The sequence below is a fragment of the Geodermatophilus sp. SYSU D00700 genome (assembly GCF_054050255.1).
Genome location: NZ_JBJGZA010000004.1, coordinates 1 through 23,689, shown reverse-complemented (window position 1 = coordinate 23,689; position 23,689 = coordinate 1). Strand labels below are relative to the sequence as shown.

Genomic DNA, 23,689 nt, shown 5'->3' with positions numbered 1-23,689 from the left:
CTGCGCCTCCAGGGTGCGGGGTCGGGTGGGGCGGGTGTGACCTCGCCCGGGTGTGCAGTGAGGGGGGAGGCCAGGGCCTCCCCCCTCACCGGGTGGTGCTGTGCTCGCTGGTCGGCCCCGGGGGCCCGGGGTCAGCGGAGGAGCTGCAGGACGCCCTGCGAGCTCTGGTTGGCCTGCGCCAGCATCGCCGTGCCCGCCTGCGACAGGATCTGCGAGCGGGTGAAGGACACCATCTCCTGGGCCATGTCGGTGTCGCGGATGCGGCTCTCCGACGCGGTCAGGTTCTCGACGGTGGCGTTCAGGTTGTTGATCTTGTGCTCGAGCCGGTTCTGCACCGCACCGAGGGCGGCGCGCTGGTCGGAGACCTCCGCGATAGCGTCGCCGACCGACGAGATGGCCGCGGAGGCCCCGCTCGCGGTGGCGATCGAGGCGGCCGACAGGCCGAGAGCCGACGGAGCCATGCTGCTCACGCTCACCGACAGCGTCTCGCCGGCGTTCGACCCGACCTGGAAGACCTTGGACGAGTAGCTGCCGTCGAGCAGCTTCGTGCCGTTGAAGGTGGTCTTCGTGGCGATGTCATCCAGCTCAGAGCGCAGTGCGTCGAACTCCGCGTGCGCCTTCGCCTTGTCGCTGTCGCTGAGGGCGCCGTCGTTGGCGGCCTGCACCGCGAGGTCGCGCATGCGCTGCAGGATGGAGTGCGTCTCGGTGAGCGCACCCTCAGCGGTCTGGACGACGGAGATGCCGTCCTGCGCGTTGCGGACGGCGACCTTGAGGCCGCCGATCTGCGACCGCAGGCCCTCGGAGATCGCCAGGCCGGCCGCGTCGTCGGCGGCCCGGTTGATGCGCAGACCGCTGGAGAGCTTCTCCAGCGACTTGCTCATCGCACCATCGGTCACGTTCAGGTTCCGGTAGGCGTTGAACGCGGCGATGTTGTTGTTGACGCGCAGACCCATGGTGTTCCTCCTTGGAATCGGGGCTGTTCGGGATCCCGCTGCATCCGTGCTGCGGGTCGTGCACAGGGGTCTACGGCCGGGCGTCTGCCGACCTTGAGGCGAACCGGGCACATTTCTCGACCGGGTCGCCCGCCGGGGCGGGGCGCCGCCGGGGCGCGACGGGCGGGTGTGGCGGACGAGACGCACGGCGGCGTGTCCCGAGGGCCGCGGACGGCGTGGTGCGGCCCGGCCGGGATGGTGGGCTCACCGCCGAGGTGCCCGTCCGTTCCCGGACGCCCTCGCGCCGTCGGATCCCCCTGCCCGGCCGCTCCTCCCGCCGGGCGTCGCGACCCAGCGCTCCTGCCGAGCGCGGTGAGGACGTGCCCCATGAACGTGCTGCTGACCACGACCGTGTTCACCGGCTCCATGTACCACCGCATGGCCGAGCCGGCCCGGGCCGTCGAGGAGGCCGGGCTCGGCGTCTCGGTGACCGTCCAGCACGGGCTGAAGACCGTCATGGCCCCGGATCCCGGCAATCCCGGCGGCCCGCTGGTGGTCCGCGAGGTCGACTCCCAGGGCGCCGACGTCGTCGTCCTCCAGCTGCCCAAGACCCGCGAGATGCTCGCCTGCCTGCGCCTGCTGCAGGCCCAGGGTGTCGCCGTGGGGGGGGGGGGGGGGGGGGGGGGGGGGGGGGGGGGGGGGGGGGGGGGGGGGGGGGGGGGGGGGGGGGGGGGGGGGGGGGGGGGGGGGGGGGGGGGCGCTCACGCCGCCCCAGTCCGCCGGGGGAGCGGGGGCGGCGGGGGCGGGGGGCGGCGGGGGGGGGGGGGGGGGGGGGCCCCCCCCCCCCCCCACCTCACCGCCCTCCCGCCCGGGCACCAGGGACACGAGGTGCTGGTGCGCCGCGGCGTCGGCCGCCTCGCCGAGGGGATCGCCCGCGAGGCCGACCTGGTCACCGTCTCGACGCCGAACCTGCTGCAGTTCGCACCCCGCGGGCGGGGCGTGGTCGTGCCCAACGCGATCCCGCGCCGGATCGCGGAGCTCCCGCCGGCCTACGAGCGGGAGCCCGAGGTGCTGACCATCGGCTGGGCCGGCACGGTCGGCAGTCACCCCTACGACCTGCAGGAGATGGGCTCGGGTCTGCAGCAGGCACTCGACCGGCACCCGGGTCGCGCCCGGTTCGCGATCATGGGTCAGGCCGGCAACGCCGGCGAGCGGCTCCGCCTGGCCGAGGAGCCCCTCGAATACCCCTGGGTCATGGACGTCGACGGCTACGCGACCGCGCTCGGCGAGCGCTTCGACATCGGCATCGCGCCGCTGCGGCTGGACACCTTCAACAGCTGCAAGAGCTGGCTGAAGGTGCTCGAGTACTCCGCCCGCGGCGTCTTCTCCGTCCGCTCGCCCAGCACGGAGTACGAGCGGCTGGGCCTGGGCTACCGCGCCAAGCGGCCCCGTGACTGGGCCACTGCGATCGCGCGGGCCGTCGAGGACGCCGACTGGCGCCGCGAGCACGCCGCCGCCGCGCGCGACCGGGTCCTCGCCCGGCACCTCACCGAGCACACCGCCGAGCAGTGGGCCGCGGCCTGGCGGCGGGCGCGCGAGGAGCGCAGCCGCGCCGATCGCATCGGTGCCTGAAGGGCCGCACACCTCCTCCCGGCTCCTTCGCGCTGCGTGCGTCCGCGCGCGCCGGGGTCTGCTCGTGAGGGCTCACCCTCCGTCAGCCTGAGGGCTGCTGCCGGCCGCTGTCCGAGCGGTCTCGCCGACGCCCCGGGGGGGCGCGGGGACGACCGAGCTGGCCGGCCCCGTCCCGGCCGTCCGGCTGCCGGTCGTCCGGCCTGCACGCCTCAGCGCCCGGGTCCTCCTGGGGACCCGGGCGCTCGCGTGACCGACGGGGTGGCGACGGCTCAGGCGGGGCGGGCGATCCCGTAGCGGAGCGCGGCGTGCACCGGCGCCGGACGGGGCGCGGGGATCGGCGACGGCACGGCGCGACCGGCCACCCGGTCGACGTAGAGCCGCTGCTGGTTGCGCGCGCGGACCCCGCCGTCGGCCGGCACCGACCGGCCCTCCCACACCTCGCTCATCGCCGCGTGCAGCAGGGTCAGCGCGCGGGCGCGCATCTGCGAGACCCGGGAGAGGGTGACCCCGAGGTCGGCGGCGATGTCGGTGAGCGACTCCCCGCCGAAGAAGTTCCGCTCCACGACCTCGTCGAGCCGGTCGGGCAGCGCGCGGATGGCGTCCTGCAGGTACCGGGCCCGCTCGCCGCGCAGGACCGCCCGCTCGGGCGACTCGCCGGGGTCGGGCAGGTCGAGCGTGCCGCCCTCGCTGCCGGTCTCGGCGTCGATGCTCACCATCACGGCGCGGTGCACGTCGACCTGCAGCGCCTCGAGCTCCTCGCGGCGCACGCCCATCTCCTCGGCGAGCTCCTCCCGCGTGGGCGGGCGGCCCAGGCGGATGGTGAGCGCGTCGGCCGCGGCGTCGGTGCGCCGGGCGGCCGCCCGCACCGAGCGGCTGGCCCAGTCGCCGGAGCGCAGCTCGTCCAGGACGGCGCCCTGCAGCCGGGGGAGGGCGTAGGTGGCGAAGGTGGCGCCGGCCGACGGGTCGAACCGGCGGGCCACCTCGACCAGGGCCACCTTCGCGCAGGAGAGCAGGTCCTCGCGGCTGACGTGGCCGGGCAGCGAGATGCGCGAGGCCACCGCGTTGACCGCGAACGAGCACAGCGGCAGGTGCTCGGTCACGAGCGCCTCGACCTCGGTCTCCGGTCGCAGGGCCTCGGGCCGCGGTGCGGCGGTGGGCAGCGGGGGAGCGGAGCGCGCGGCGACGGGTCGCTCGGTCACCGGGGGACGGGCAGCGGGCACGGTCCCCTACTCGGCAGGGACCCGGTCGGCCCGGACGCACAACTCCTGCCAATCCTGCGATCTCGGCTTGAGGGGCCGTTGCCCGCTGCCGACCGTCTGAGCGCATGGCGCGGACGGCGGGGACCCCCGCCGGGAGACGAGGGAGGCGGTGGCGGACGTGGACTACCAGCACCTGTCGACGCTGCTGTGGCGCGAGCAGGAGCTGCTCGACCTGCTGCTGTTCAAGGCGGAGGAGAAGCAGTACCTGATCCTGTCGGGCAAGACGCGCTGGCTGGCGCGCATCGCCCACGAGATCGAGGTCGTGCTCGACCAGCTGCGGACCCTCGAGGTGGAGCGCGCCGCGGCCACCGAGGCGATCGCCGTCCGGCTGGGCACCGGGGTCAACCCGTCGCTGCGCCAGCTCGCCGAGGCCGCGCCGGCGCCGTGGAACGACCTGCTGGCCCGGCACCACGAGGCGCTGCTGGTCCTGGTCACCGACCTGCGCAGCCTCTCCGACGCCAACCGCGAGCTCATCGAGGGTGGCCTGTCCGCGATCGGCGACGCGCTGCTGTCGGTCCGCCAGCCCTCCGCCGGCACCTACGGCGCCACCGGCCGCTCCGAGGCCGGCTCCTCCCGCGCGGTGACCCTGGACGGTGCCCTGTGAGCTCCTTCTCCGGCCTGAACACGGCCTCGACGGCGTTGTGGGCCGCCCAGCGCGGCCTCGACGTCACCGGTCAGAACATCGCCAACGTCAACACCGCCGGCTACTCGCGCCAGCGCGTGGACCTCGCCGCCATGGGCGGCACCGCCGTCCCGGCGATCCACTCGGTCAGCACCGCCGTCGACGGCGGCGTCGACGCCGAGAAGGTCCGGCGCGTCCGCGACGCCCTGCTCGAGGCCCGCGCGCAGCTGGAGACCTCGGCCGGCTCGCGGCTGGCCGCGGAGAGCGAGGCCCTCTCGCAGGTGGAGGACGCCTTCCGCGAGCCGGGCGACAACGGCATCCAGGCCATGCTGTCCGACGTCTGGAGCGCGTTCTCCGAGCTGTCCGACAGCCCGCGCACCGAGGCCGCGCGCAGTGCGGTGCTCGAGCGCCTCGACGTGCTCGCCGACGGCATCCGCACCACCCGGGCGGCGGTGGACCAGCAGTGGGACCAGACCCGCGACGGCGTGCAGGCCCTGGTGGCCGACGTCAACACCGCGGCGGCCTCGGTCGCCGAGCTCAACGGCGCCATCCGGCAGGCGACCCTGTCGGGCCTGCCGGTCAACGAGCTCTCCGACCGGCGCGACGCGCTGGTCCTGCAGCTGGCGACGAGCATCGGCGCCACCGGCGTGCCCCGGGCCGACGGCGTCGTCGACGTGACCGTCGGCGGCACCAGCCTGGTCGCGGGCAGCACCAGCACCGCCGTCCGGCTGGCCGGTGCCGACAACCCGGACGGCGTCGGCACCGACGCGCCGCGCCTGGTCACCGCTCCCGGCGGGACGACGCTGCGGCCCGGCGGCACGGCCGCCGGCCAGCTCACCGCCCTGACGGCGACGGTGCCGGCCTACCGCGCGGAGCTCGACGCGTTCGCCCGGTCGGTCGCCACGACCTTCAACACCGCGCACACCGCCGGCTACGACAACGACGGCAACCCCGGTCAGCCGCTGTTCGACGACGGCGCGGGCGGCACCACGGTCACCGCCGCCAACCTCACCCTGCGGTCGCTGACCCCGCAGCAGGTCGCCGCCGCGCGCACCAGGCCCGCCGACGCCGGCAACGCCCCCTCGGCCGACGGCGACAACGCCGACGCCTTCTTCCAGCTCAGCCTGGCCACCGACGGGGTGGACGCCACCTACCGCAGGCTCGTCGTCGAGCTCGGCGTCCAGGCCTCGGTCGCCACCCGCAAGGTCGAGGTCCAGTCGGTCGTCGCCGCCCAGGTCGACGCCGCCCGCGAGTCGGTGTCCGGGGTCAACCTGGACGAGGAGATGACGAACATGCTGTCGTTCCAGCACGCCTACAGCGCCGCCGCCCGCATGGTGAGCGCCATCGACCAGGCGCTGGACACCCTCATCAACCGCACCGGCACCGTGGGCCGGTGACGGGGGTGCGCATCACGCAGCGGGCCGTCGCGACGACCGCCCTGCAGGGCCTCAACCGCAACCTGGCCGAGCTGGGCAAGCTCCAGGAGCAGCTCACCTCGGGCAAGGTCGTCAGCAAGCCGTCGGACTCGCCGACCGCCGTCAACCGGTCCATGCAGATCCGCAAGGACCAGGCCGCCACCACCCAGCAGGCGCGCAACATCTCCGACGCCCAGAGCTGGATGGAGACCACCGACACCGCGCTGACCTCGATGGTCGCGCAGGTGCGCCGCGTGCGGGACCTCACCGTGCAGGCCGCCAACGACGGCAGCCTGACCCCGGCCGGCCGGGCCGCGATCGCCGCCGAGGTCTCGGCGCTGCGCGACGGCCTGCTCGGCCTGGCCAACGAGAACGTCGACGGCCGGCCGGTCTTCGGCGGCATCACCAGCGGGACGAAGGCCTACCGGGCCGACGGCACCTGGGTCGGCGTCGGCAGTGCCGACGGCACCGGCGTCGTCCCCATCCGGCGGCGGATCTCCAACGACGAGCAGGTCCGCATCGACGTGACCGGCCCGGAGGCCTTCGGCCCCCCGGGGGACGACCTGTTCACCGTCGTCGGCCGGATCGCCGCCGACGTGGCGGCCGGGCTCTCGGTGCAGGACGACCTCGCCGCCCTCGACGCCGCCACCGACCGGCTGCTCACCGCGGCGTCGACCGTGGGCGCCCGCGCCGCGCGCGTGGACAACGCGGCACAGGTCAACGCCGACCGGTCGCTGGCCCTGTCGAAGGCCCTGGCCAACGTCGAGGACGTCGACCTGCCGAAGACGATCATGCAGCTGCAGTTCCAGCAGACCGGGTACCAGGCCGCCCTGCGGGCCACCGCCCAGGTGGTCCAGCCCTCGCTCGTGGACTTCCTGCGGTGACCCTCGCCCCCGTGGTCACCCTGCCGCTGCTCGGCATGGTGTCGCCGCTGCCCGGGTTCCCCGACTTCCGTGACTACGTGCTCGTCACGGCCGACGGGGACGGCCTGCTCTTCTGGTTGCAGTCGATGGACGCCGACGGTCCGCGGTTCCTGGCCATCCCCCCGGCCCGGTACTTCCCGGACTACGCCCCGTCCCTGCCGCGCCAGGTGCTCGTCGACCTCGACCTCGCCGACGCCGCCGACGCCCAGCTGCTCTGCCTGGTCACCGTGCCGGCCGAGGGGGTCGCGGCTGCGACGGCGAACCTGCGGGCCCCGGTCGTGCTCAACCCGGCGAACTGGCGGGCCACCCAGGTGGTGCTGCCCGACGGCCGTCATCCGATCCGGCGTCCCCTGCGCCGATAGGAGAGGAGGGCCCCGATCGTCGGGACGGGGCCCGTGCCAGGACGGCCACCACACACCCATGGAGGGGTACCCGTGCTCACACTGACCCGCAGCGTCGGCGAGACCATCCGCATCGGCGACGACATCGAAGTGCACGTCGTCGAGGTGCGCGGCGGCACCGTCCGGCTCGGCTTCACGGCCCCCCGCGAGGTGACCATCCACCGCGAGGAGGTCTACCGGCAGATCGCCGAGGCCAACCTGCTCGCCGCCCAGGTCACCGCCGACACGCTCGGCGCCCTCGCCGCCTTCGCGCCCGCCGGCGGCCCCGCCACGCCGCCCGCCGCGCCGCCGACCGGCCCCGCCGCGGGCCGGCCCGTGCGCCCCGCCCCACCGGAGGTCCGCAGCCGCTGAGCGACTCGCACGGACGGCGGGCCCGCACCTCGGCAACTCCTGCCGGAGCGCGGGCCCGCCGGATCGGCCGGCTCCTCCGCACGGGCAAGACCTGACGAAGGTCGGCTCGCAGATTGCAGAGGGCACGGCGAGTTGTGTGCCCATCACTGTCCGCTCATGCGACAGAGTTGCCCCCGAGCACGACACAGGGGGCGATGGAGATGCAGCACAGCGTGATGGCAGCGACCCAGCAGGCCGACGAGACCGTCGTCGTCCACGTCCAGCTGCGGCCGCGGCGCGGGTCCACCCGGCGCTGCCTGGCCGAGCTGGCCGCGCTGGCCGCCGTGCACCCCTCGGTCGCCTTCTCGGTCACCGGGCTGGGCAAGGACGAGCGCGTCGTCCGCGTGACCGTCGGCGTCGAGCTCGGCCCGCGCGCCGGCATCGCCCGCTTCTCGCCGCAGGCGCAGGCCGCCTACGCCTTCGTCAGCGACCTGTTCACGGTCCTCTACGACCACATGCCGGTCTACGCCACCGAGCCGGCCGCCGGTGAGCGCGCCGCGGCCGAGGCGCTGCTGGGCTCCGGTGTCGACGTCGCCGTCGGCGCCGTGGAGTCCCCGGTCGTGCCCGTCCCCGCCTGAGGCGCCGTCGCCTCCCCCGTGATCGACCAGGAGCACCGGTGACCTCCAGCCCCCCGACCGCCGACCCGGCCGTCGACGCCGGCAGCCGCGCGCCGCTCGTCTTCGGCGGCATCCCCGAGGCCGAGGGCTTCGCCGCGGTCCCGATCACCGCCCGGGACCGGGTGCACTTCCGCGTCGACCGGGACCTGCCGCTCGCCGAGTTCCGCGCCGACCTGCCCACGGGCGTCACGGTCAGCCACGACGAGGGCGAGGGGCTCTACCGGGTCGACGGCCCGTGTGGCCAGGGGCAGGTCCTCGCCGACTGGATCCGCGCCTGGTGCGCCGGCCGCGGCTGCGCCACGGTGGGCCTGCGCGCGGAGGCCGGCGTCCGCCGCCGCGCGCCGCGGGACCTGCCGAAGGCCTTCCTCGAGGACCTGTGCCGGCACTACCACCCGGTCAGCTTCAAGCGGCTGCAGCGCAACTCGAGCACGCTGCGCCTGCACGTGCCCGACCCCGACGACCTGCACCAGCAGGTGGCCGAGTGGATCCTCAAGGCCGTCGGCCAGTACGACGAGACCAAGGGCGTCCCGTTCGGGGCCTTCCTCGCCACCCAGCTGTCCAAGTGGGTGCACGACCTGGGCCGCAGCGCCCACGGCCGGACGGCGGCCGACACGGAGAACCGCCAGCAGAAGGCGCTGGCCGCCTTCCAGGCCGAGCACCAGAGGCGGCCCACCGAGCGCGAGCTCGCCGACTACATGGGCCAGAGCGTCGCGACGCTGCGCCGCAACTCGCAGACCGTCGCCACCCTCAACGGGCTGCGCAACCTGCAGTCCCTCGACGGCGGCCCGGACGCGGCCGAGGTGCTGGTGCCCGACTCCACCGAGGCGCCCGACCAGATCATGGACGAGGCCGAGCAGACGCTGCTGTCGCACGCGCTGACCGCCGCCTGCGCGCCCGACCCGACCGCCGCCCGCGGCCAGCGGGCCGCCCAGCCCAACGTGCTGGGCTGGGCCACCTGGTACCTGACCACCTGGGGCGGGCAGACCAAGACGCAGGTGTCGGCCGACCTGGGCACCTCGGTCCGCAACATGAACGTGCACGCCGACCGCGTCGAGCGGGCGCTCAAGGACCGGTTGACCGAGCTGTCCGAGTGACGGGGGAGTAAACGGCCGGAACGAGTCCGTTACCGACGGGTCCATCGCGGCTCCGGCCTGCCGATACCGAGGACGTGACCGCGAGTCCCCGCCGCAGCGCCGCCGCCGGGGGACCGGGACTGGAGGCACCGACGGGGGGAGGTGTGCGGTGAGCGTGCTGCCCGCGGGCGATCCCGCCGTCGTCCTGCTGCCGCACTGGCTGTCGGAGGCCGACCGCGAGGCCCTGGCCACCGCGGTCCGGGCCGGCCTCGCCGCCCCGGGCGTGCACCCGGTCACCGCCGTCCACCTCGCCGACGTGCTCACCGAGCTGCACGTGGCGGCCGCCCGCGACGCCGTCTGGCCCGCCCCCGCCGCCCGCGTCCGCCGCGTGACCGGCTGGTCCGACGACGTCCTGCCGGTCCGCCTCTCGGCCGCCGAGCTCGACAGCGTGCTCGGGCTGCCCGCGCTGCCGGCCCCGTTGCGCACCGCCCTGTCCGGGCGCCGCCCGTGATGCCCCAGCGCTCGCCGCGCGCGGCGGCCGGCCTGCTGTCGCGGCTGCGGCCGGCGGCGGTCGGCGTCGACGACGTCCGCGCCGCCGCGGCCGCGGTGCTCCCGGCGGTGGCCACCGGGGGCCTGCGCGCCGCCGTCCTCACCGATCCCGCCCGCGGTCCGGTGCTGGTCCTCGCCGAGGACGAGCGCCGTACCCGGCTGCCGCTGCGCGACCTCGCCGAGGACATGACCGACGCCGGCGTGCCGCCGACCGCCGACGCCGTCGCCGCCGCGCTGACCGCCGTCGTGGCCGGGCGCCCGGTCAGCGACGCCGCCGCGGCCCGCGCCGGGGTCGCCGTCCTCGACTGGACCGACGCGGGGCGGTCCGCCGTCGGCTGGCGGGTCGTCGTCCGCCGCGGGGAGCGCACGGTCGCCTGGACGCCGTCGGACCGGGCCGACGCCGCGGTGGTCGACCGCACCCGCAGCGGCGCCACCGCCCGGGCCGCGGACGCCGGCGGCGTGCTGCGGGTCGAGGGCCCGGTGGCGCTGTGGTCGCACCCCGGCGCGCCGATGCTGGCCACCGCGGCGCTGGCCGTCCCCGACCGGCTGCTGGGGCGGATCGCCGACGCGGGGCTGACCCTGCGCGACCCGCACGTCGTGGTCACGCCGATGCGGCCGCTGGCCTGTGCCGTGCCCGGGGTGGCCGACCGCCTGGCCGGCCTGACGGGGGAGGCCTGCGTGCGCCTGCCCTGGGCCGGCCTCCCCACCCTGCGCTGGCTGTAGGAGGACCCGCCCGCCCCGTCGAGATCCCGTGATCTCGACGCTCCAGCGCCCTCCGCACGTCGAGATCACGGGATCTCGGCCCGTGGGGACACCTCAGAGCAGGTCGCCGAACTCCCAGTGCCACGGCTCGGGCTTCTCGCCGCCGGGTCGGGCCCAGGCGGGGTTGACGAAGCCGAACCGGCCCGCGTGCTCGGTCATCCACCTCCACTGCGGCGTGCCGGCGACGTGGACGCCGCCGCACAGGTCCACCGCCAGCGCCCAGCCGTGGTTCGACGTGCCCGGCACCGCGGCCAGGGTGGGCTTGCGGCGGAACGCGTCGACCTGCGCGGCGATCGACCGGTAGGAGTCGGTGATGCACAGCGGGCTGCCGAACGCCGCCTCGTACGCCACCGCCAGAGCGGTGTAGCCGGCCGCGGCGTCGCAGCGCAGCGCGTGGCCGCGGGCGACCGGGCACAGCGCGTCGGCGGGGATCCGGCCGTTGCCCCAGCCGCCCCACGCGGGGCTCACCGGCCCGGCCGGCGGCGGGGGCGCGCCGCAAGCACCCCGGCCCGACGCGGTCACCGGCAGCGGGGCATTCGGCTGCGCCGGGGCCGGCAGGGTGACCCGCACCGCGCGGGCGTCCCCGGGCATCGACCGGACGCCGACCCGGTAGGTGGCGGCGGAGGCGCCGAGCACCTCGCCGTCGCCCACGTAGACCCCGACGTCCGAGCCGCCGTCGGAGACGACCAGGTCGCCGACCTGCAGCTGGGTGGCGGGCACGACCGCGGCGGCCGACCACTGCCCGGCCGCGGTGACCGGCAGGTCGTACCCGGCCAGCAGCCACGACGCGGCGGTGAGCCCGCCGCAGTCGAAGCTGTCGGGTCCGGTGGCGCCGGCGGCGTAGGGGCGGCCGGCCTGCGCGAGCGCGCTGCTGACCGCGGTCACCGTCTCGGCGGGCAGCACCGTCACCGGCCGGTTGCCGGCGACCGCCCACGCCACGCCGGGCACGGCCTGGCCCGCGGCGTCCAGCGCGGGGGAGAGACCCTCGGGCAGCCGGCCCGGATCGGCCAGGTCGGCCGCCGGTGGCGGCTCGATCCCGGCCGAGGCGAGCTCGGCGAGGTACCCCTGCCAGCGCTGCAGCGCCGCGGCGTTGCGCTGCTGCTCCGCGCCGGCGGCGGGCACGGTGCCGAGCGCGGCCAGCTGCGCGGCGACGTCGAGCCCGAGGCCGCCGGCGCTCTCCCGGACCCCGGCCAGCAGCGTGCGGGCCTGCGCGGTCGCGGTGTCGACGGCGGCCCGTGCCGCGGCCACCCGGTCCGCTGCGGCCTCGGCGGCGGCCGCGGCGCGCTGGGCCCGGACGACGGCGGTCTCGCGTTCCCCGGCGGCGCGGTCGGCCAGCGCCTGCCGGTACAGGACGTCGGAGGTGGTGCCGGGCGTGCCGGCGTCCAGCGCGAGCACCGGCATCCGCCCGGTGGCCGGCGTCCGGTAGAGGTCGGCCGCGGCGGCGCCGACGGTGGCCTGCTCCGCGGCGAGGGCGGTGCGGGCGGCCTGCTCGTCGGCGACGGCGGCGGCGAGCTCGGCCTGCCGCGTGCTGACCTCGGCCTGCACGCGGCGGTAGGCGTCGGCGTCCTGCAGCAGCGTGCTCCGCGCGGCCAGCGCCAGGCCGGCCGGGTCGCCGGCGACGGTCGCCGCGCCGGGGGCGGACGTGGTGGGAGCCAGCAGCACGGTCAGCACCGGCACCAGCAGGGTGGCCAGGCCGACGACGAGCAGCCGGGTGCGCCAGGGGCTCCGCGGGTGTGGGCGAGCGGCGGCCCGGCGCCGGGCGGGTGCCTGCCTTGTGCGGCGGGCGGGCTTGCGCGACCGCGCGGGCGGGCGGTGAGCCGGGCGCGGGGACCCGGCACCGCCGGCGGCGGCGCGGGCGGCGAGCAGGGCGCGCAGCGCCTCGGCCTCGCGGGCGGTGAGCGGACGGCGGGGAGCGGGCGTGCGTGGTGCAGGCACGGCGGGGTCCCCCGGACGGTCGCGGTCGGCTGGCCGCGCTCCGGTGCGGAGCGCTCGCCGTCAGATCGACCGTCCGGGGGACCCGGAGGAGGGACGCGGGAGCCGGTCTCACCCCTCCGGGGGAGGGGCGCCGGGCACTTCCGCGGAGGTGCCCGGGGGTCAGCGGTCGGGGGGCCACCAGGCGCCGTGACGCGGGACGAGGGCGATGCGGTGCTCGCCCCCGTCCGCGGTGGAGACGACCAGCTCGACAGCGGTGATCACCAGCGCCCGGTCGTCGTCGCGCAGGAGCCGGCCGGTCGCCAGGGGGATCGGGGGGAGGACCAGGACGTCCTCGGCCGGCTCGCTGCCCATCGACGCCGTCGTCAGCGCTCGGCGAGCGGGACGAAGGGCCGCTCGGTCTCGCCGGTGTACACCTGCCGCGGCCGGCCGATCTTCGTGGACGGGTCCTCGATCATCTCCCGCCACTGCGCGATCCAGCCGGGCAGCCGGCCGAGGGCGAACAGCACGGTGAACATCCGCGTCGGGAAGCCCATCGCCCGGTAGATCAGCCCGGTGTAGAAGTCGACGTTGGGATAGAGCTTGCGCTCGATGAAGTAGTCGTCGGACAGCGCGATCTCCTCGAGCTGGCGGGCCAGGTCGAGCAGCTGGTTGTCCCCGCCGAGCTTGTCGAGCACGGTGTCGGCGGTGCGCTTCACGATCGCCGCGCGCGGGTCGTAGTTCTTGTAGACCCGGTGGCCGAACCCCATGAGCTTGACCCCGGGCTCCTTCTTCTTCACCCGCTCGACGAACGCCGGGATGTCGCCGCCCTCGCGCTGGATGGACTCCAGCATCTCCAGCACAGACTGGTTGGCCCCGCCGTGCAGCGGGCCGAACAGCGCGTTGATGCCGGCCGACACCGAGGCGAAGAGGTTGGCGTGCGAGGAGCCGACCAGCCGCACCGTCGACGTCGAGCAGTTCTGCTCGTGGTCGGCGTGCAGCACGAACAGCATGTCCAGCGCCGCGGCCAGGTCGGGGTCGACCTCGTAGGGCTCGGCGGGGAAGCCGAAGGTCATGCGCAGGAAGTTCTCGACCAGGCCGAGGGAGTTGTCCGGGTAGAGGAACGGCTGGCCGACCGACTTCTTGTACGCGTAGGCGGCGATCGTCGGGAGCTTGGCCAGCAGCCGGATCGTGGAGATCTCCACGTGGCGCGGGTCGAAGGGGTCCAGCGAGTCCTGGTAGAAGGTCGACAGCGCGCTGACCGCCGAGGACAGCACCGGCATGGGGTGCGCGTCGCGCGGGAAGCCCTGGAAGAACTGCTTGAGGTCCTCGTGCAGCAGCGTGTGCCGGCGCAGCCGGGCGTCGAACTCGGCCAGCTGGTCGGCCGTGGGCAGCTCGCCGAAGATCAGCAGGTAGGTGACCTCGAGGAAGCTCGCCTTCCCGGCGAGCTGGTCGATCGGGTACCCGCGGTAGCGCAGGATCCCGGCGTCGCCGTCGATGTAGGTGATCGCCGAGGTGCACGCGGCGGTGTTGACGAAGCCGATGTCGAGGGCGACCTGCCCGGTGGTCGCCAGCAGCTTGGAGACGTCGAGCCCGTCGGACCCCTCCGTCGCGGGCACCACGCGCATGGGCAGCTCACCTCCCGGGTGCCGGAGAGATACCTCGGGCGTGCTGTCAGCGGCGGCGGTGGCTGTCTCGGTCATGGTGGTCCGACGCTACTGGCGTCGGGCCCGTCAGACGACACGGACGGTCCTGCCGCGGGGTGGACCGGCGGTCCCGGCCCACCCCGCGGGACCTCAGGGGTGGGTCATCGAGAGGACGTCGAGGGCCTCGTCGAGCTGGGCCTCGGTGAGCTTGCCCTGGTCGACGTAGCCGCGCTCGAGCACCACCTGGCGGATGGTCTTGCGCTCGGCCAGCGACTGCTTGGCGACCTTGGCCGCCTCCTCGTAGCCGATGTACCGGTTCAGCGGGGTCACGATCGACGGCGAGGACTCGGCGTAGGTCCGGCACTGCTCGACGTTCGCGACGATCCCGTCGACGCAGCGGTCGGCGAGGATCCGGCTGACGTTGGCCAGCAGCCGGATCGACTCCAGCACGTTGCGCGCCATGAGCGGCAGCGTCACGTTCAGCTCGAAGACGCCGGTGGTGCCGGCGTAGGTGACCGCGGCGTCGTTGCCGATCACCTGGGCGGCCACCTGGATGACCGCCTCCGGGATCACCGGGTTGACCTTGCCGGGCATGATCGAGCTGCCCGGCTGCAGGTCCGGCAGCTGGATCTCGCCGAGGCCGGTGCGCGGGCCCGAGCCCATCCAGCGCAGGTCGTTGGCGATCTTGACCAGGCCGACGGCGATCGTCTTCAGCTGGCCGGAGGCCTCGACCAGGCCGTCGCGCGAGCTCTGCGCCTCGAAGTGGTCGCGCGCCTCGCGGAGCGGCAGGTCCAGCTCCGCGGCGAGCGTGTCGATGATCGCGGCGGCGAAGCCGGGCGGGGTGTTGATCCCGGTGCCGACGGCGGTGCCGCCCAGCGGCAGCTCGCCGATGCGCGGCAGCGAGGCCTCCAGCCGCTCGACGCCGTACCGGATCGCCGCGGCGTACCCGCCGAACTCCTGGCCCAGGGTGACCGGGGTGGCGTCCATGAGGTGGGTGCGGCCGCTCTTGACCACCTCGGCGAACTCGGTGGCCTTGCGCGACAGCGAGGCCTCCAGGTGCCGCAGCGCCGGGACCAGGTCGCGCACGATCGCGCGGGTGGCGGCCACGTGGATGGCCGAGGGGAAGACGTCGTTGGACGACTGCGACGCGTTGACGTGGTCGTTGGGGTGCACCGACGTGCCCGTGGCCTCGGTGGCCAGCGTCGCGATGACCTCGTTGGTGTTCATGTTGCTCGACGTCCCGGAGCCGGTCTGGAAGACGTCGATGGGGAAGTGCTCGTCCCACCTCCCGGCGGCCACCTCGGCGGCGGCGTCGGCGATGGCGGAGGCGACGCCGCCGTCGAGGACGCCGAGATCGGCGTTGACCCGCGCCGCGGCGCCCTTGATGGCGGCCAGGGCGGCGATCAGCTCGCGCTCGATGGGCGTGCCGGAGACGGGGAAGTTCTCGACGGCGCGCTGGGTCTGGGCCCGCCACTTGGCCCAGGCGGGGACGCGGACCTCCCCCATGGAGTCGCGCTCGATGCGGTGGTCCTGCTCGGTGGCCACGCTGGCTCCCGTGTGGTGTCGGTGGGATCGGTGCTGCACGCGTGACCCTAAGAGGACCCCCTCGCCCCCCGCCGCTCGCATGCTCGCGGCGGGCCCCTGCGAGGGGGCCGCCGGTGAAGCAGTTGGAGCAGGCCCGGGGTGGGAACCGGGACGGGGCCGGGCGCGGACCTAGCGTGCGCCGGACACCCCGGTCCCAGGAGGCCCCGTGACCCACCCGCACGACCCCGCACCCGGCTCGGTCCCCGTGGGGGGCTGGACGCCCTGGGGGACGTGGGACCCGGCCGCCGGGCAGCCGCCGTCCCCGGCTCCGGCGCCTCCCGTGCCACCGCCGCCGGCCCGGTCCGGTCTGGGCGGCGCCGCGCTCGTCGCCGCCGGGCTGGTGCTCGGCCTGGTCCTGGCCGCCGTCGTCGGCGGGGTGCTGGTCCGCGGTGCGGTGCTGGACGCCGGCCGGGAGGCCGGGGAGGCCGTGGGCGAATCGGTGTCGGAGGGGCTCTCCGGCGGCTTCGCCGACCCCCTCGCCGCCGGCGGCGGCCTCGGCGAGGTCGAGCAGTCCGCCCCCGTGCCGCCCGGGGAGCTCGGGCCCGACCCGGTGCTCGACGGCTACGCCCAGCAGTGCTTCGAGGGCGACCTGCAGTCCTGCGACGACCTGTACGTCGAGTCCCCGCCGCTGTCGGAGTACGAGGAGTACGGCCTCTCCTGCGGCGGGCGGGTCAAGGCCTGGGCGGTTCCGTACTGCACCGACCTCGACTGAGGCGCCGCCCGCGGCTGCCGTGGGCCCTGGGACGGAGGAGCCGTCGCGCCGCCGTCCCGTGACCCGAACGTGCTTCTCCCCCCTCCCCGCCGGACCTAGCCTGACCTGCGCCAGTGACCTGACCCGAGGAGCTCCCGCCATGTCCCAGCCGCCGTACCCGCCCCAGGGCGGCAACGACCCCTCGGGCCAGCAGCCCGGGCAGCAGGGGTGGGGGCAGTCCGACGACCCGACGCAGCAGCTCGGTCAGCCCGCCCCGCCCACCACCCAGTTCCAGCCCGGTCAGTACGGCCAGCCCGGCGGGGAGCAGCGCGACCCGACCGCACCCTTCGCCCAGCCCGACCCGAACCAGCAGTACGGGCAGCAGTACGGGCAGCAGCCGGGGTACGACCCGAACCAGCCCTACGGGCAGCAGTACGGCCAGCAGTACGGGCAGCAGCCGGGGTACGACCCGAACCAGCCCTACGGCCAGCAGTACGCCCAGCAGTACGGGCAGCCGTACGGCCAGCAGCCCGGCTACGGCGGCCCGCCCCCGCAGCAGAAGAGCAAGAACCTCGCGGTCGTGCTGGGCGTCGTCGGGGTGCTCGTGCTCGTCGGCGTCGGCGCCCTGCTGTTCTTCCTCCTCCGCGACGACGGGGGCTCGACCGTCGCCGACCCGGCCACCACGACCAGCGCCACGAGGTCGTCGTCCCCGTCGTCCTCGGCGAGCTCGTCGGCGACCTCGTCGTCCCGCTCCTCGAGCCCGTCGTCCTCCAGCCCGTCGGCCCCGTCGTCCCCGGGCGGCGGCGGGTCGCCCGCGGCGCCGGCGCCGCCCACCGGCCTGGGCGACGACCCGACCTTCCAGCCGCTGGCCCAGTCGTGCTTCGACGGGGACCTCGCCACCTGCGACGAACTGTGGCGCGTGACCCCCGTCGACTCGCCCTACGAGGACTACGCCGGCACCTGCGCCGGCCGGGTCGAGTACGAGGGCGGCGGCACCTGCCAGGCCCGCCTCGGCGACGGCGGGGGGACCGGCGGCACGACGCCGGCCGACCCCACCGCGCCGACCGGCCTGGGCGACGACCCGACGTTCCAGCCGCTGGCCGAGGGCTGCTTCGCCGGTGACTGGACGGCGTGCGACCAGCTGTGGCGCGACACGCCGTCGGGCTCGCCCTACGAGCAGTACGCCGGCACCTGCGCAGGCCGCCTTCCCTACGAGGACCTCGGCACCTGCGAGGACCGGCTGGGCTGAACCACCGTCCGGCGGGCACGGGCCCGGCACCCCTCGGGGTGCCGGGCCCGTGCTCACTCCTCCTCGGAGGAGCGGTCGAAGGGCACCGCCGAGTAGGCGCGCAGCTTCTCCAGCGAGTGCAGGCTGTCGATGGAGCGGATGGTGCCCGAGCGGGAGCGCATCACCAGCGACTGCGTGGTGCAGCCCCCCGCCCGGTACTGCACGCCGCGGAGCAGCTCGCCGTCGGTGATGCCGGTGGCCACGAAGAAGACGTCGCCGCGCACCAGGTCGTCGATCTGCAGCACCCGGTCGAGGTCGTGACCGGCGTCGACCGCCTTCTGCCGCTCCTCGTCGTCCTTGGGCCACAGCCGGCCCTGCAGCGTGCCGCCCATGCACTTGAGCGCGCAGGCGGCGATGATCCCCTCGGGCGTGCCGCCGATGCCCATGAGCATGTCGACGCCGGTGCCCTCCCGGGCCGCGGCGATGGCGCCGGCGACGTCGCCGTCGGAGATGAACTTGATCCGGGCGCCGGCCTCACGGACCTCGTGCACGAGCTGCTCGTGGCGCGGCCGGTCGAGGATGCACACGGTGACGTCGGCGACCGAGCTGTGCTTGGCCCTCGCGACCCGGCGGACGTTCTCCGCGACCGGGGCGGTGATGTCGACGGCGTCGGCAGCGGCCGGACCGGTGGCGATCTTCTCCATGTAGAAGACGGCCGACGGGTCGTACATGGCGCCCCGGTCGGCCACCGCCATGACCGCGATGGCGTTGGGCATGCCCTTGGCCATCAGCGTGGTGCCGTCGATGGGGTCGACGGCGACGTCGCACTCGGGCCCGTAGCCGTCGCCGACCTGCTCGCCGTTGTAGAGCATGGGCGCCTCGTCCTTCTCGCCCTCGCCGATCACGACGACGCCGCGCATGGTCACGGTGCCGATGAGCGCGCGCATCGCGTCGACCGCCGCGCCGTCGCCGCCGTTCTTGTCCCCGCGCCCCACCCAGCGGCCGGCGGCCATCGCGGCGGCCTCGGTGACCCGGACCAGCTCGAGGGCCAGGTTCCGGTCGGGCGCCGGGCGGTCGGTGCGGAAGGTGCTCGGGCGGGGGGCCGGGGGCACGGGGCCGTCGGGTACGGGAAGGATCACGGGACCTCCAACGTCGGCGTCGTTGCCGGGTGCCCCACCGTCCCGGCGACCCGGCCCCGGTGCCGGTCGGGCGGGCGGGTGCGCCGGGGTGCAGGGCAGCGGGGGTGTGGATCGGTGCTGCGATCCTAGGGGCATGACCACCACCGGGCCGTCGGGCCGACAGGCCCCCGAGGAGCAGTCCGCGCCGGAGCAGCCGCCGCCGGCGCCGTCCGCCGTCGAGCGGGCCAACCGGATGAGCGCGGCGAACATGGTCCGGTCGCTGCTGCCGCTGGTGGTCATCTGCCTGCTCGTCGTGGGCTGGGTCGCCTTCCGGCAGGGCGAGGTGGACCCGGTCCGACCGATCGACCCCAGCAGCTCGGTGCAGCTGGCCGCGTCCCGCGCGGGCTACACCGTGGAGGCGCCGACCGGGCTGCCCGACGGCTACCGGCCCACCAGCGCCCGCACCGACGCCGGGGAGGCCGGCCAGGGCGCACCGGTGACCCTCGAGGTGGGCTACGTGACGCCGTCGGACGAGTACGCGGGGTTCCTCACCACCGACGACCCCCGCGCCGAGCGGCTGACCGCGGTGCTCGACGGCGCCGAGGAGGACGGCAGCGTCGACCTCGCGGGCCGCACCTGGACCCGGTCGACCAGCACGCGCGGCGAGACGGTGCTGTCCCGGGAGGAGGACGGGGTGACCACGCTGGTCACCGGCTCGGCCGACGACGAGGAGCTGGAGACCGTGGCCGCCTCGCTCGCCCCCGTCGTGGTGCGCTGAGCCCTACTCCTCCCGGTCGCCGGGGCTCGCGGCGGCCAGCCGCTCGCGGGCGCGGTCGAGCCAGTGCCGGCACAGCTCGGCCAGCTGCTCCCCGCGCTCCCACAGCGCCAGCGACTCCTCGAGGGTGAGCCCACCGGCCTCCAGCCGGCGCACCACGTCGGCAAGCTCCTCGCGGGCCTGCTCGTAGGTCTGCGTCGGCTGCTCGGTCGTCGGCTCGCTCACGGCTCCCCATCCTGCCCGTCGACCCGGACGGCCAGCCGCCCACCCGCGACCCGCACCGCCAGCCGCTCGCCGTCGGCCACCTCGCCGGGGTCGCGGACCAGCGCACCGTCGGCCCGCTGCACCAGCGCGTAGCCGCGCTGCAGCGTCGCCTGCGGCGAGAGGGCGGCGACCCGGGCCCGGGCGTGCTCGAGGTCGCGCTCGGCGGTCTCGACCCGGTGGGTGAGCGTGCGGCGGGCCCGGTCGCGCAGCGCGGCGACGTCGTCGGCCCGGCCGTGCAGCAGCCGCTCGGGATCGGTCAGCACCGGCCGGCTGCGGACGCTGTCGAGCCACCGCTCGGACTGCTCGATCCGGACGGTGAGCAGGTGCCGGGCGCGGGCGCGCAGGCCGTCGACCAGCCGCCGCTGCTCGCCGATCTCGGGGACCACCCGGTGGGCGGCGTCGGTGGGGGTGGCCGCGCGGACGTCGGCGACGTGGTCGACCAGCGTGGTGTCGGTCTCGTGGCCGACGGCGGTGACCACCGGGGTGCGGCAGGCGGCGATGGCGCGGACGAGGCCCTCGTCGGAGAAGGGCAGCAGGTCCTCGACCGACCCGCCGCCGCGGGCGAGGACGATGACCTCCACCTCCGGGTCGCGGTCGAGCCGCTGCAGCCCGTCGATCACCGACGCCGCGGCGTTCACCCCCTGCACCAGGCTGTGGTGCACGGCGAAGCGCACCGCCGGCCAGCGCCGCCGGGCGGTGACCAGCACGTCGCGCTCGGCCGCGGAGTCCTTGCCGGTGACCAGGCCGACGACGGCGGGCGCGAAGGGCAGCGGGCGCTTGCGGGCGGCGTCGAACAGGCCCTCGGCGGCCAGCAGCCGGCGGATCCGCTCGATGCGGGCCAGCAGCTCGCCCAGGCCGACGGCGCGGATCTCGGTGGCGCGGAGGGAGAACGAGCCGCGGGCGATGTAGTAGTCGGGCCGGGCCCGCACGACGACGCGGGCGCCCTCGGTGAGTTCGAGTCCGGGCCGGTCGGCGACGTCGCGGGCGCAGGTGACCGGCACCGACAGGTCGGCGGCGGGGTCGCGCAGGGTCAGGAAGACCGTGGCCGCACCGCGCCGGGACAGCTGGGCGACCTGCCCCTCGACCCACACCTCACCGAGCCGGCCGATCCACTCGGCGACCTTGCGGGCCACCGTGCGGACCGGCCAGGGCGCCTCGGGCGTGGAGGGGGCGGTCATGCCCGCGACTGTGCCAGGCGCTGGTGACGCGCTGGGACGGCCACCCTGCAGGGTCCCGCGCCGAGCCGGCGAGGCGTGGGGGCAGGGGGTCCTTCGTCAGCCGCGGGGCTGGAGCGGGCTGGCGTCGACCGCCTGCTGCTCCAGCTTCTCCAGCCGGTTGCGCAGCATCGTGACGAACTGCGACCGGTTGCGGGTGGCCTCCTCGTAGGCGAGCAGGTCCTGCACGGTGGCGAGCTGGTAGCCGCGCAGCCGCCCGCGCAGCTGGGCGATGGTGAAGGAGTCGTATCCCTCGACCGGCGCGGTCCCGGCCGCCTGCGACCCCGAGACGTCGCTGCCGCCCTGGGCGTCGTCGGTGGGGGCGTCGGACTCGCCGCCCACGGCGTCGACCGCGGCACCCTCGGCGCGGGCCGCGTCCTCCTCGGCGGTGCCGGTCTCGCCGACGTCGGTGCGCACGCCGGTGGCGGCCGCGACCGGGGTGCCGCCCTCGTCGACGGCGGTGTCCTCGGTGGCGGCACCGGAGTCCTCGCCGGGACCGGCCTCGGGCGCGACGACGCCCTCGTCGGTCACCGTGCCCTCGACCGTGGTGACCTGGCCGTCGGGGGTGACGACGTCGACCTCGGCGGCCCCGTCGGTGTCCCGGCCGGCGTCGGGGGCGGAGTCGGCCAGCCCGATGTCGGTGTCCGCGGTGCCGGAGTCGGCCGCGTCGGGCGTCGCCGTGTCGTCGCTGCCCACGTCGGGCGCGCCGGCCAGCTCGCCCACCGGGGAGCCGCCCGGGTCGCTGGCCGCCGGTGCGTCGTCGGTGGCCGGCGCCGCGCCGGTGCCCTCGGCCTCGAGCAGCGCGCTCTCCAGCGCGTCCTCGGCGGTGAGCGCGGAGTCGGCGGCGCCGAGCGCCGCCTCGGCCTCCTCGGCACCCAGGACCTGGTCGGTGACGTCCTCGACCGCGGCGACCACGGCGGCCGGGGACGGGTCCTGCGGCAGGCCGGCGAGCTCGTCGTCGACCAGGCCGGCCGCGTCGGTGTCGACGTCGACCTCCATCACGTCGACCTCGGTGAGCTCGGTGACCGAGTCGGGCTCGGCCAGGGCGGCGGCGGTGTCCTCGACGGCGGCCACGACGGCGTCGGCGGCCGGGTCGCCGGGGAGGGTCGCGACCTCGTCGTCGGAGATGCCGTCCCCGACGGTGTCGACGTCGGGGGCGCGGTCGAAGGCGGAGTCGCGCAGCACGTCGATCGGCTGCGCGACCAGCCCGGTGCCGGCCGGCTGCTCGTCCTCGTCGTCGTCGAAGGTGGCCAGGCCCGGCTCCCGCTCGCCGCGCAGCCCGGTGAGCACCTCGTCCCCGCGGGCCACCAGTCCCGACCACTGCTGCTGCAGCTTCATCGCCGCCTGCAGCGCGATGCCGACGAGGCGCACCGGCAGGCCCGGCAGCGTCCGGGGGAGGCTGCGGACGTCGTCGATGACGGTGGCGGCCAGCCCCACGGTGGCGCGGACGGGCTCGGGGATCTCACGGGACATGCGCCCCAGCCTGCCCCAGCCGGTCGGCGTCGGCACCACGGCCCCGGCCGCTGCCACCCGGTCGGGCGGGTGGGCGTGTCCGGGGTCTCGTCCGCGGTCCCCGCGGGAGCCGGGGCGGCGGCCGGGAGCCGCATACCATCGGGGCATGGCTGATCAGCGCGGACGGGTCCTGCTGGCCGATCCCCGGGGCTACTGCGCCGGTGTCGACCGGGCGGTGGTGGCCGTCGAGCGGGCGCTGGAGATCCACGGCGCCCCGGTGTACGTCCGCAAGCAGATCGTCCACAACAAGCACGTGGTGGCCACGCTCGAGCGGCGCGGCGCGGTCTTCGTCGACGAGACCGACGAGGTGCCCGAGGGCTCGGTCGTCGTCTTCAGCGCCCACGGCGTCTCCCCGGCCGTCCACGAGGAGGCCGCCGCCCGGCAGCTGCGCACCATCGACGCCACCTGCCCGCTGGTGACCAAGGTGCACCAGGAGGCCAAGCGCTTCGCCCGCGACGACTACGACATCCTGCTGATCGGCCACCGCGGCCACGAGGAGGTCGAGGGCACCTCGGGCGAGGCCCCGTCGCACATCCAGCTCGTCGACGGTCCCGACGACGTGGCCGACGTGCAGGTGCGCGACCCGGAGAGGGTCGTGTGGCTGTCGCAGACGACCCTCTCGGTCGACGAGACGCTCGCCACGGTCGACCAGCTCCGGACCCGCTTCCCGGGACTGCAGTCCCCGCCCAGCGACGACATCTGCTACGCCACGCAGAACCGGCAGCAGGCGGTCAAGCAGATGGCGCCTGCCTGCGACCTGGTGGTCGTCGTCGGCTCCACCAACTCGTCGAACTCGGTGCGCCTGGTCGAGGTGGCGCTGGAGGCCGGCGCCCGCGCCGCGCACCTGGTCGACTACGCCAGCGAGATCGACCCGGCGTGGCTCGAGGGCGTGTCCACGGTCGGCGTCACCAGCGGCGCGTCGGTGCCCGAGGTGCTGGTCGGCGAGGTCCTCGACTGGCTGGCCCAGCGCGGCTACCCCGACGTCGAGACGGTCAAGGCCGCCGAGGAGCGGCTGGTGTTCGCGCTGCCGCACGAGCTGCGGCCCCGGCGCGGCGAGTCCGCCCGCCCCACCCGCTGAACGAACGAGTAGGGGGGGGGGGGGGGGCGGGGGGGGGGGGGGGGGGGGGGGGGGGGGGGGGGGGGGGGGGGGGGGGGGGGGGTGCGGCTGCGC

Annotated in this window: 24 protein-coding genes; 14 read left to right on the top strand and 10 right to left on the bottom strand. The window is 75.9% G+C overall.

The window, feature by feature from the left end; genetic code table 11:
* Nucleotides 1-131: 131 nt before the first annotated feature.
* Nucleotides 132-953, bottom strand: a complete 822-nt coding sequence (locus tag ACI79V_RS04605; protein ID WP_456887244.1) for a flagellin N-terminal helical domain-containing protein — start codon at nt 951-953, stop codon at nt 132-134.
* Nucleotides 954-1,820: 867 nt separating this feature from the next.
* Here ACI79V_RS04605 and ACI79V_RS04600 point away from each other — a divergent pair.
* On the top strand, nt 1,821-2,564 hold the full coding sequence (locus ACI79V_RS04600; protein ID WP_456887242.1) for a glycosyltransferase family protein: 744 nt from the start codon (nt 1,821-1,823) through the stop codon (nt 2,562-2,564).
* A 269-nt stretch (nt 2,565-2,833) separates the two neighbouring features.
* Here ACI79V_RS04600 and ACI79V_RS04595 read toward each other — a convergent pair whose 3' ends face one another.
* Nucleotides 2,834-3,763, bottom strand: coding sequence for a sigma-70 family RNA polymerase sigma factor (locus tag ACI79V_RS04595; RefSeq protein ID WP_456887241.1), 930 nt, complete (start codon nt 3,761-3,763; stop codon nt 2,834-2,836).
* Nucleotides 3,764-3,932: 169 nt separating this feature from the next.
* Between ACI79V_RS04595 and ACI79V_RS04590 the strand changes: the two genes are divergently transcribed.
* From ACI79V_RS04590 to ACI79V_RS04550, 9 genes are all read left to right on the top strand, one after another.
* Nucleotides 3,933-4,427 (top strand): flagellar protein FlgN, encoded by a 495-nt coding sequence (locus tag ACI79V_RS04590; protein ID WP_456876643.1) that lies wholly within the window; start codon nt 3,933-3,935, stop codon nt 4,425-4,427.
* The gene (gene flgK, locus ACI79V_RS04585; protein WP_456887239.1) at nt 4,424-5,842 is read left to right on the top strand and encodes a flagellar hook-associated protein FlgK; all 1,419 of its coding nucleotides are present in this window, start codon (nt 4,424-4,426) and stop codon (nt 5,840-5,842) included. Before ACI79V_RS04590 ends, flgK begins: the two co-directional genes overlap by 4 nt.
* On the top strand, nt 5,839-6,744 hold the full coding sequence (flgL, locus tag ACI79V_RS04580; protein ID WP_456887237.1) for a flagellar hook-associated protein FlgL: 906 nt from the start codon (nt 5,839-5,841) through the stop codon (nt 6,742-6,744). The genes flgK and flgL overlap by 4 nt, the downstream gene beginning before the upstream one ends.
* Nucleotides 6,741-7,145, top strand: a complete 405-nt coding sequence (gene fliW, locus ACI79V_RS04575) for a flagellar assembly protein FliW (protein ID WP_456887235.1) — start codon at nt 6,741-6,743, stop codon at nt 7,143-7,145. Before flgL ends, fliW begins: the two co-directional genes overlap by 4 nt.
* Nucleotides 7,146-7,217: 72 nt before the next feature.
* Nucleotides 7,218-7,535, top strand: a complete 318-nt coding sequence (gene csrA, locus ACI79V_RS04570; RefSeq protein ID WP_456887233.1) for a carbon storage regulator CsrA — start codon at nt 7,218-7,220, stop codon at nt 7,533-7,535.
* A gap of 194 nt (nt 7,536-7,729) precedes the next feature.
* Nucleotides 7,730-8,152: a hypothetical protein gene (locus ACI79V_RS04565; RefSeq protein WP_456887231.1), complete on the top strand. Its 423-nt coding sequence runs from the start codon at nt 7,730-7,732 to the stop codon at nt 8,150-8,152.
* Between the two features lie 38 nt (nt 8,153-8,190).
* Nucleotides 8,191-9,285, top strand: a complete 1,095-nt coding sequence (locus tag ACI79V_RS04560) for a flagellar biosynthesis protein FliA (RefSeq protein ID WP_456887229.1) — start codon at nt 8,191-8,193, stop codon at nt 9,283-9,285.
* 148 nt (nt 9,286-9,433) lie between these two features.
* Nucleotides 9,434-9,775 carry a hypothetical protein gene (locus ACI79V_RS04555; RefSeq protein WP_456887227.1) on the top strand — a complete coding sequence of 114 codons (342 nt, stop codon included), beginning with the start codon at nt 9,434-9,436 and terminating at the stop codon, nt 9,773-9,775.
* A complete protein-coding gene (locus ACI79V_RS04550; RefSeq protein ID WP_456887225.1) occupies nt 9,772-10,536 on the top strand; it encodes a hypothetical protein in 765 nt (254 codons plus the stop codon). The genes ACI79V_RS04555 and ACI79V_RS04550 overlap by 4 nt, the downstream gene beginning before the upstream one ends.
* 93 nt (nt 10,537-10,629) lie before the next feature.
* Here the strand turns inward: ACI79V_RS04550 and ACI79V_RS04545 are convergent, their stop codons facing one another.
* The 4 genes from ACI79V_RS04545 to ACI79V_RS04530 form a co-directional block, all read right to left on the bottom strand.
* Nucleotides 10,630-12,510: an NlpC/P60 family protein gene (locus ACI79V_RS04545; RefSeq protein WP_456887223.1), complete on the bottom strand. Its 1,881-nt coding sequence runs from the start codon at nt 12,508-12,510 to the stop codon at nt 10,630-10,632.
* A 159-nt stretch (nt 12,511-12,669) separates the two neighbouring features.
* Complete coding sequence (locus ACI79V_RS04540) at nt 12,670-12,861, bottom strand: hypothetical protein (RefSeq protein WP_456876633.1); 192 nt, start codon at nt 12,859-12,861, stop codon at nt 12,670-12,672.
* Between the two features lie 11 nt (nt 12,862-12,872).
* Nucleotides 12,873-14,189, bottom strand: a complete 1,317-nt coding sequence (locus ACI79V_RS04535) for a citrate synthase (RefSeq protein ID WP_456887222.1) — start codon at nt 14,187-14,189, stop codon at nt 12,873-12,875.
* A 93-nt stretch (nt 14,190-14,282) separates the two neighbouring features.
* Nucleotides 14,283-15,677, bottom strand: coding sequence for a class II fumarate hydratase (locus tag ACI79V_RS04530; RefSeq protein ID WP_456887220.1), 1,395 nt, complete (start codon nt 15,675-15,677; stop codon nt 14,283-14,285).
* Between the two features lie 205 nt (nt 15,678-15,882).
* Between ACI79V_RS04530 and ACI79V_RS04525 the strand changes: the two genes are divergently transcribed.
* Nucleotides 15,883-16,428, top strand: a complete 546-nt coding sequence (locus tag ACI79V_RS04525; RefSeq protein ID WP_456887217.1) for a hypothetical protein — start codon at nt 15,883-15,885, stop codon at nt 16,426-16,428.
* 139 nt (nt 16,429-16,567) lie between these two features.
* The gene (locus ACI79V_RS04520) at nt 16,568-17,656 is read left to right on the top strand and encodes a hypothetical protein (RefSeq protein WP_456887215.1); all 1,089 of its coding nucleotides are present in this window, start codon (nt 16,568-16,570) and stop codon (nt 17,654-17,656) included.
* Between the two features lie 53 nt (nt 17,657-17,709).
* On the opposite strand, the gene glpX is transcribed toward ACI79V_RS04520, so the two are convergent.
* The gene (gene glpX, locus ACI79V_RS04515) at nt 17,710-18,774 is read right to left on the bottom strand and encodes a class II fructose-bisphosphatase (RefSeq protein ID WP_456887213.1); all 1,065 of its coding nucleotides are present in this window, start codon (nt 18,772-18,774) and stop codon (nt 17,710-17,712) included.
* 133 nt (nt 18,775-18,907) lie between these two features.
* Between glpX and ACI79V_RS04510 the strand changes: the two genes are divergently transcribed.
* Entirely contained in the window at nt 18,908-19,531 is a 624-nt protein-coding gene (locus ACI79V_RS04510) for a DUF4245 domain-containing protein (protein WP_456887211.1), read from the top strand.
* A gap of 3 nt (nt 19,532-19,534) precedes the next feature.
* On the opposite strand, the gene ACI79V_RS04505 is transcribed toward ACI79V_RS04510, so the two are convergent.
* The 3 genes from ACI79V_RS04505 to ACI79V_RS04495 form a co-directional block, all read right to left on the bottom strand.
* Entirely contained in the window at nt 19,535-19,753 is a 219-nt protein-coding gene (locus tag ACI79V_RS04505) for an exodeoxyribonuclease VII small subunit (RefSeq protein WP_456876626.1), read from the bottom strand.
* Nucleotides 19,750-20,970 carry an exodeoxyribonuclease VII large subunit gene (gene xseA / locus ACI79V_RS04500; RefSeq protein WP_456887209.1) on the bottom strand — a complete coding sequence of 407 codons (1,221 nt, stop codon included), beginning with the start codon at nt 20,968-20,970 and terminating at the stop codon, nt 19,750-19,752. Before xseA ends, ACI79V_RS04505 begins: the two co-directional genes overlap by 4 nt.
* Before the next feature lie 96 nt (nt 20,971-21,066).
* The gene (locus tag ACI79V_RS04495; protein ID WP_456887207.1) at nt 21,067-22,479 is read right to left on the bottom strand and encodes a hypothetical protein; all 1,413 of its coding nucleotides are present in this window, start codon (nt 22,477-22,479) and stop codon (nt 21,067-21,069) included.
* 145 nt (nt 22,480-22,624) lie between these two features.
* On the opposite strand from ACI79V_RS04495, the gene ACI79V_RS04490 reads away from it, so the two are divergent.
* On the top strand, nt 22,625-23,596 hold the full coding sequence (locus ACI79V_RS04490; RefSeq protein ID WP_456887205.1) for a 4-hydroxy-3-methylbut-2-enyl diphosphate reductase: 972 nt from the start codon (nt 22,625-22,627) through the stop codon (nt 23,594-23,596).
* Nucleotides 23,597-23,689: the final 93 nt, after the last annotated feature.

Coding starts and splice junctions, on each gene's coding strand:
- ACI79V_RS04495 (WP_456887207.1), bottom strand. CDS start 22,479: ATGTCCCGTGAGATCCCCGAGCCCGTCCGCGCCACCGTGGGGCTGGCC.
- ACI79V_RS04490 (WP_456887205.1), top strand. CDS start 22,625: ATGGCTGATCAGCGCGGACGGGTCCTGCTGGCCGATCCCCGGGGCTAC.
- ACI79V_RS04605 (WP_456887244.1), bottom strand. CDS start 953: ATGGGTCTGCGCGTCAACAACAACATCGCCGCGTTCAACGCCTACCGG.
- ACI79V_RS04565 (WP_456887231.1), top strand. CDS start 7,730: ATGGAGATGCAGCACAGCGTGATGGCAGCGACCCAGCAGGCCGACGAG.
- ACI79V_RS04510 (WP_456887211.1), top strand. CDS start 18,908: ATGACCACCACCGGGCCGTCGGGCCGACAGGCCCCCGAGGAGCAGTCC.
- ACI79V_RS04535 (WP_456887222.1), bottom strand. CDS start 14,189: ATGACCGAGACAGCCACCGCCGCCGCTGACAGCACGCCCGAGGTATCT.
- ACI79V_RS04520 (WP_456887215.1), top strand. CDS start 16,568: ATGTCCCAGCCGCCGTACCCGCCCCAGGGCGGCAACGACCCCTCGGGC.
- ACI79V_RS04540 (WP_456876633.1), bottom strand. CDS start 12,861: ATGGGCAGCGAGCCGGCCGAGGACGTCCTGGTCCTCCCCCCGATCCCC.
- xseA (WP_456887209.1), bottom strand. CDS start 20,970: ATGACCGCCCCCTCCACGCCCGAGGCGCCCTGGCCGGTCCGCACGGTG.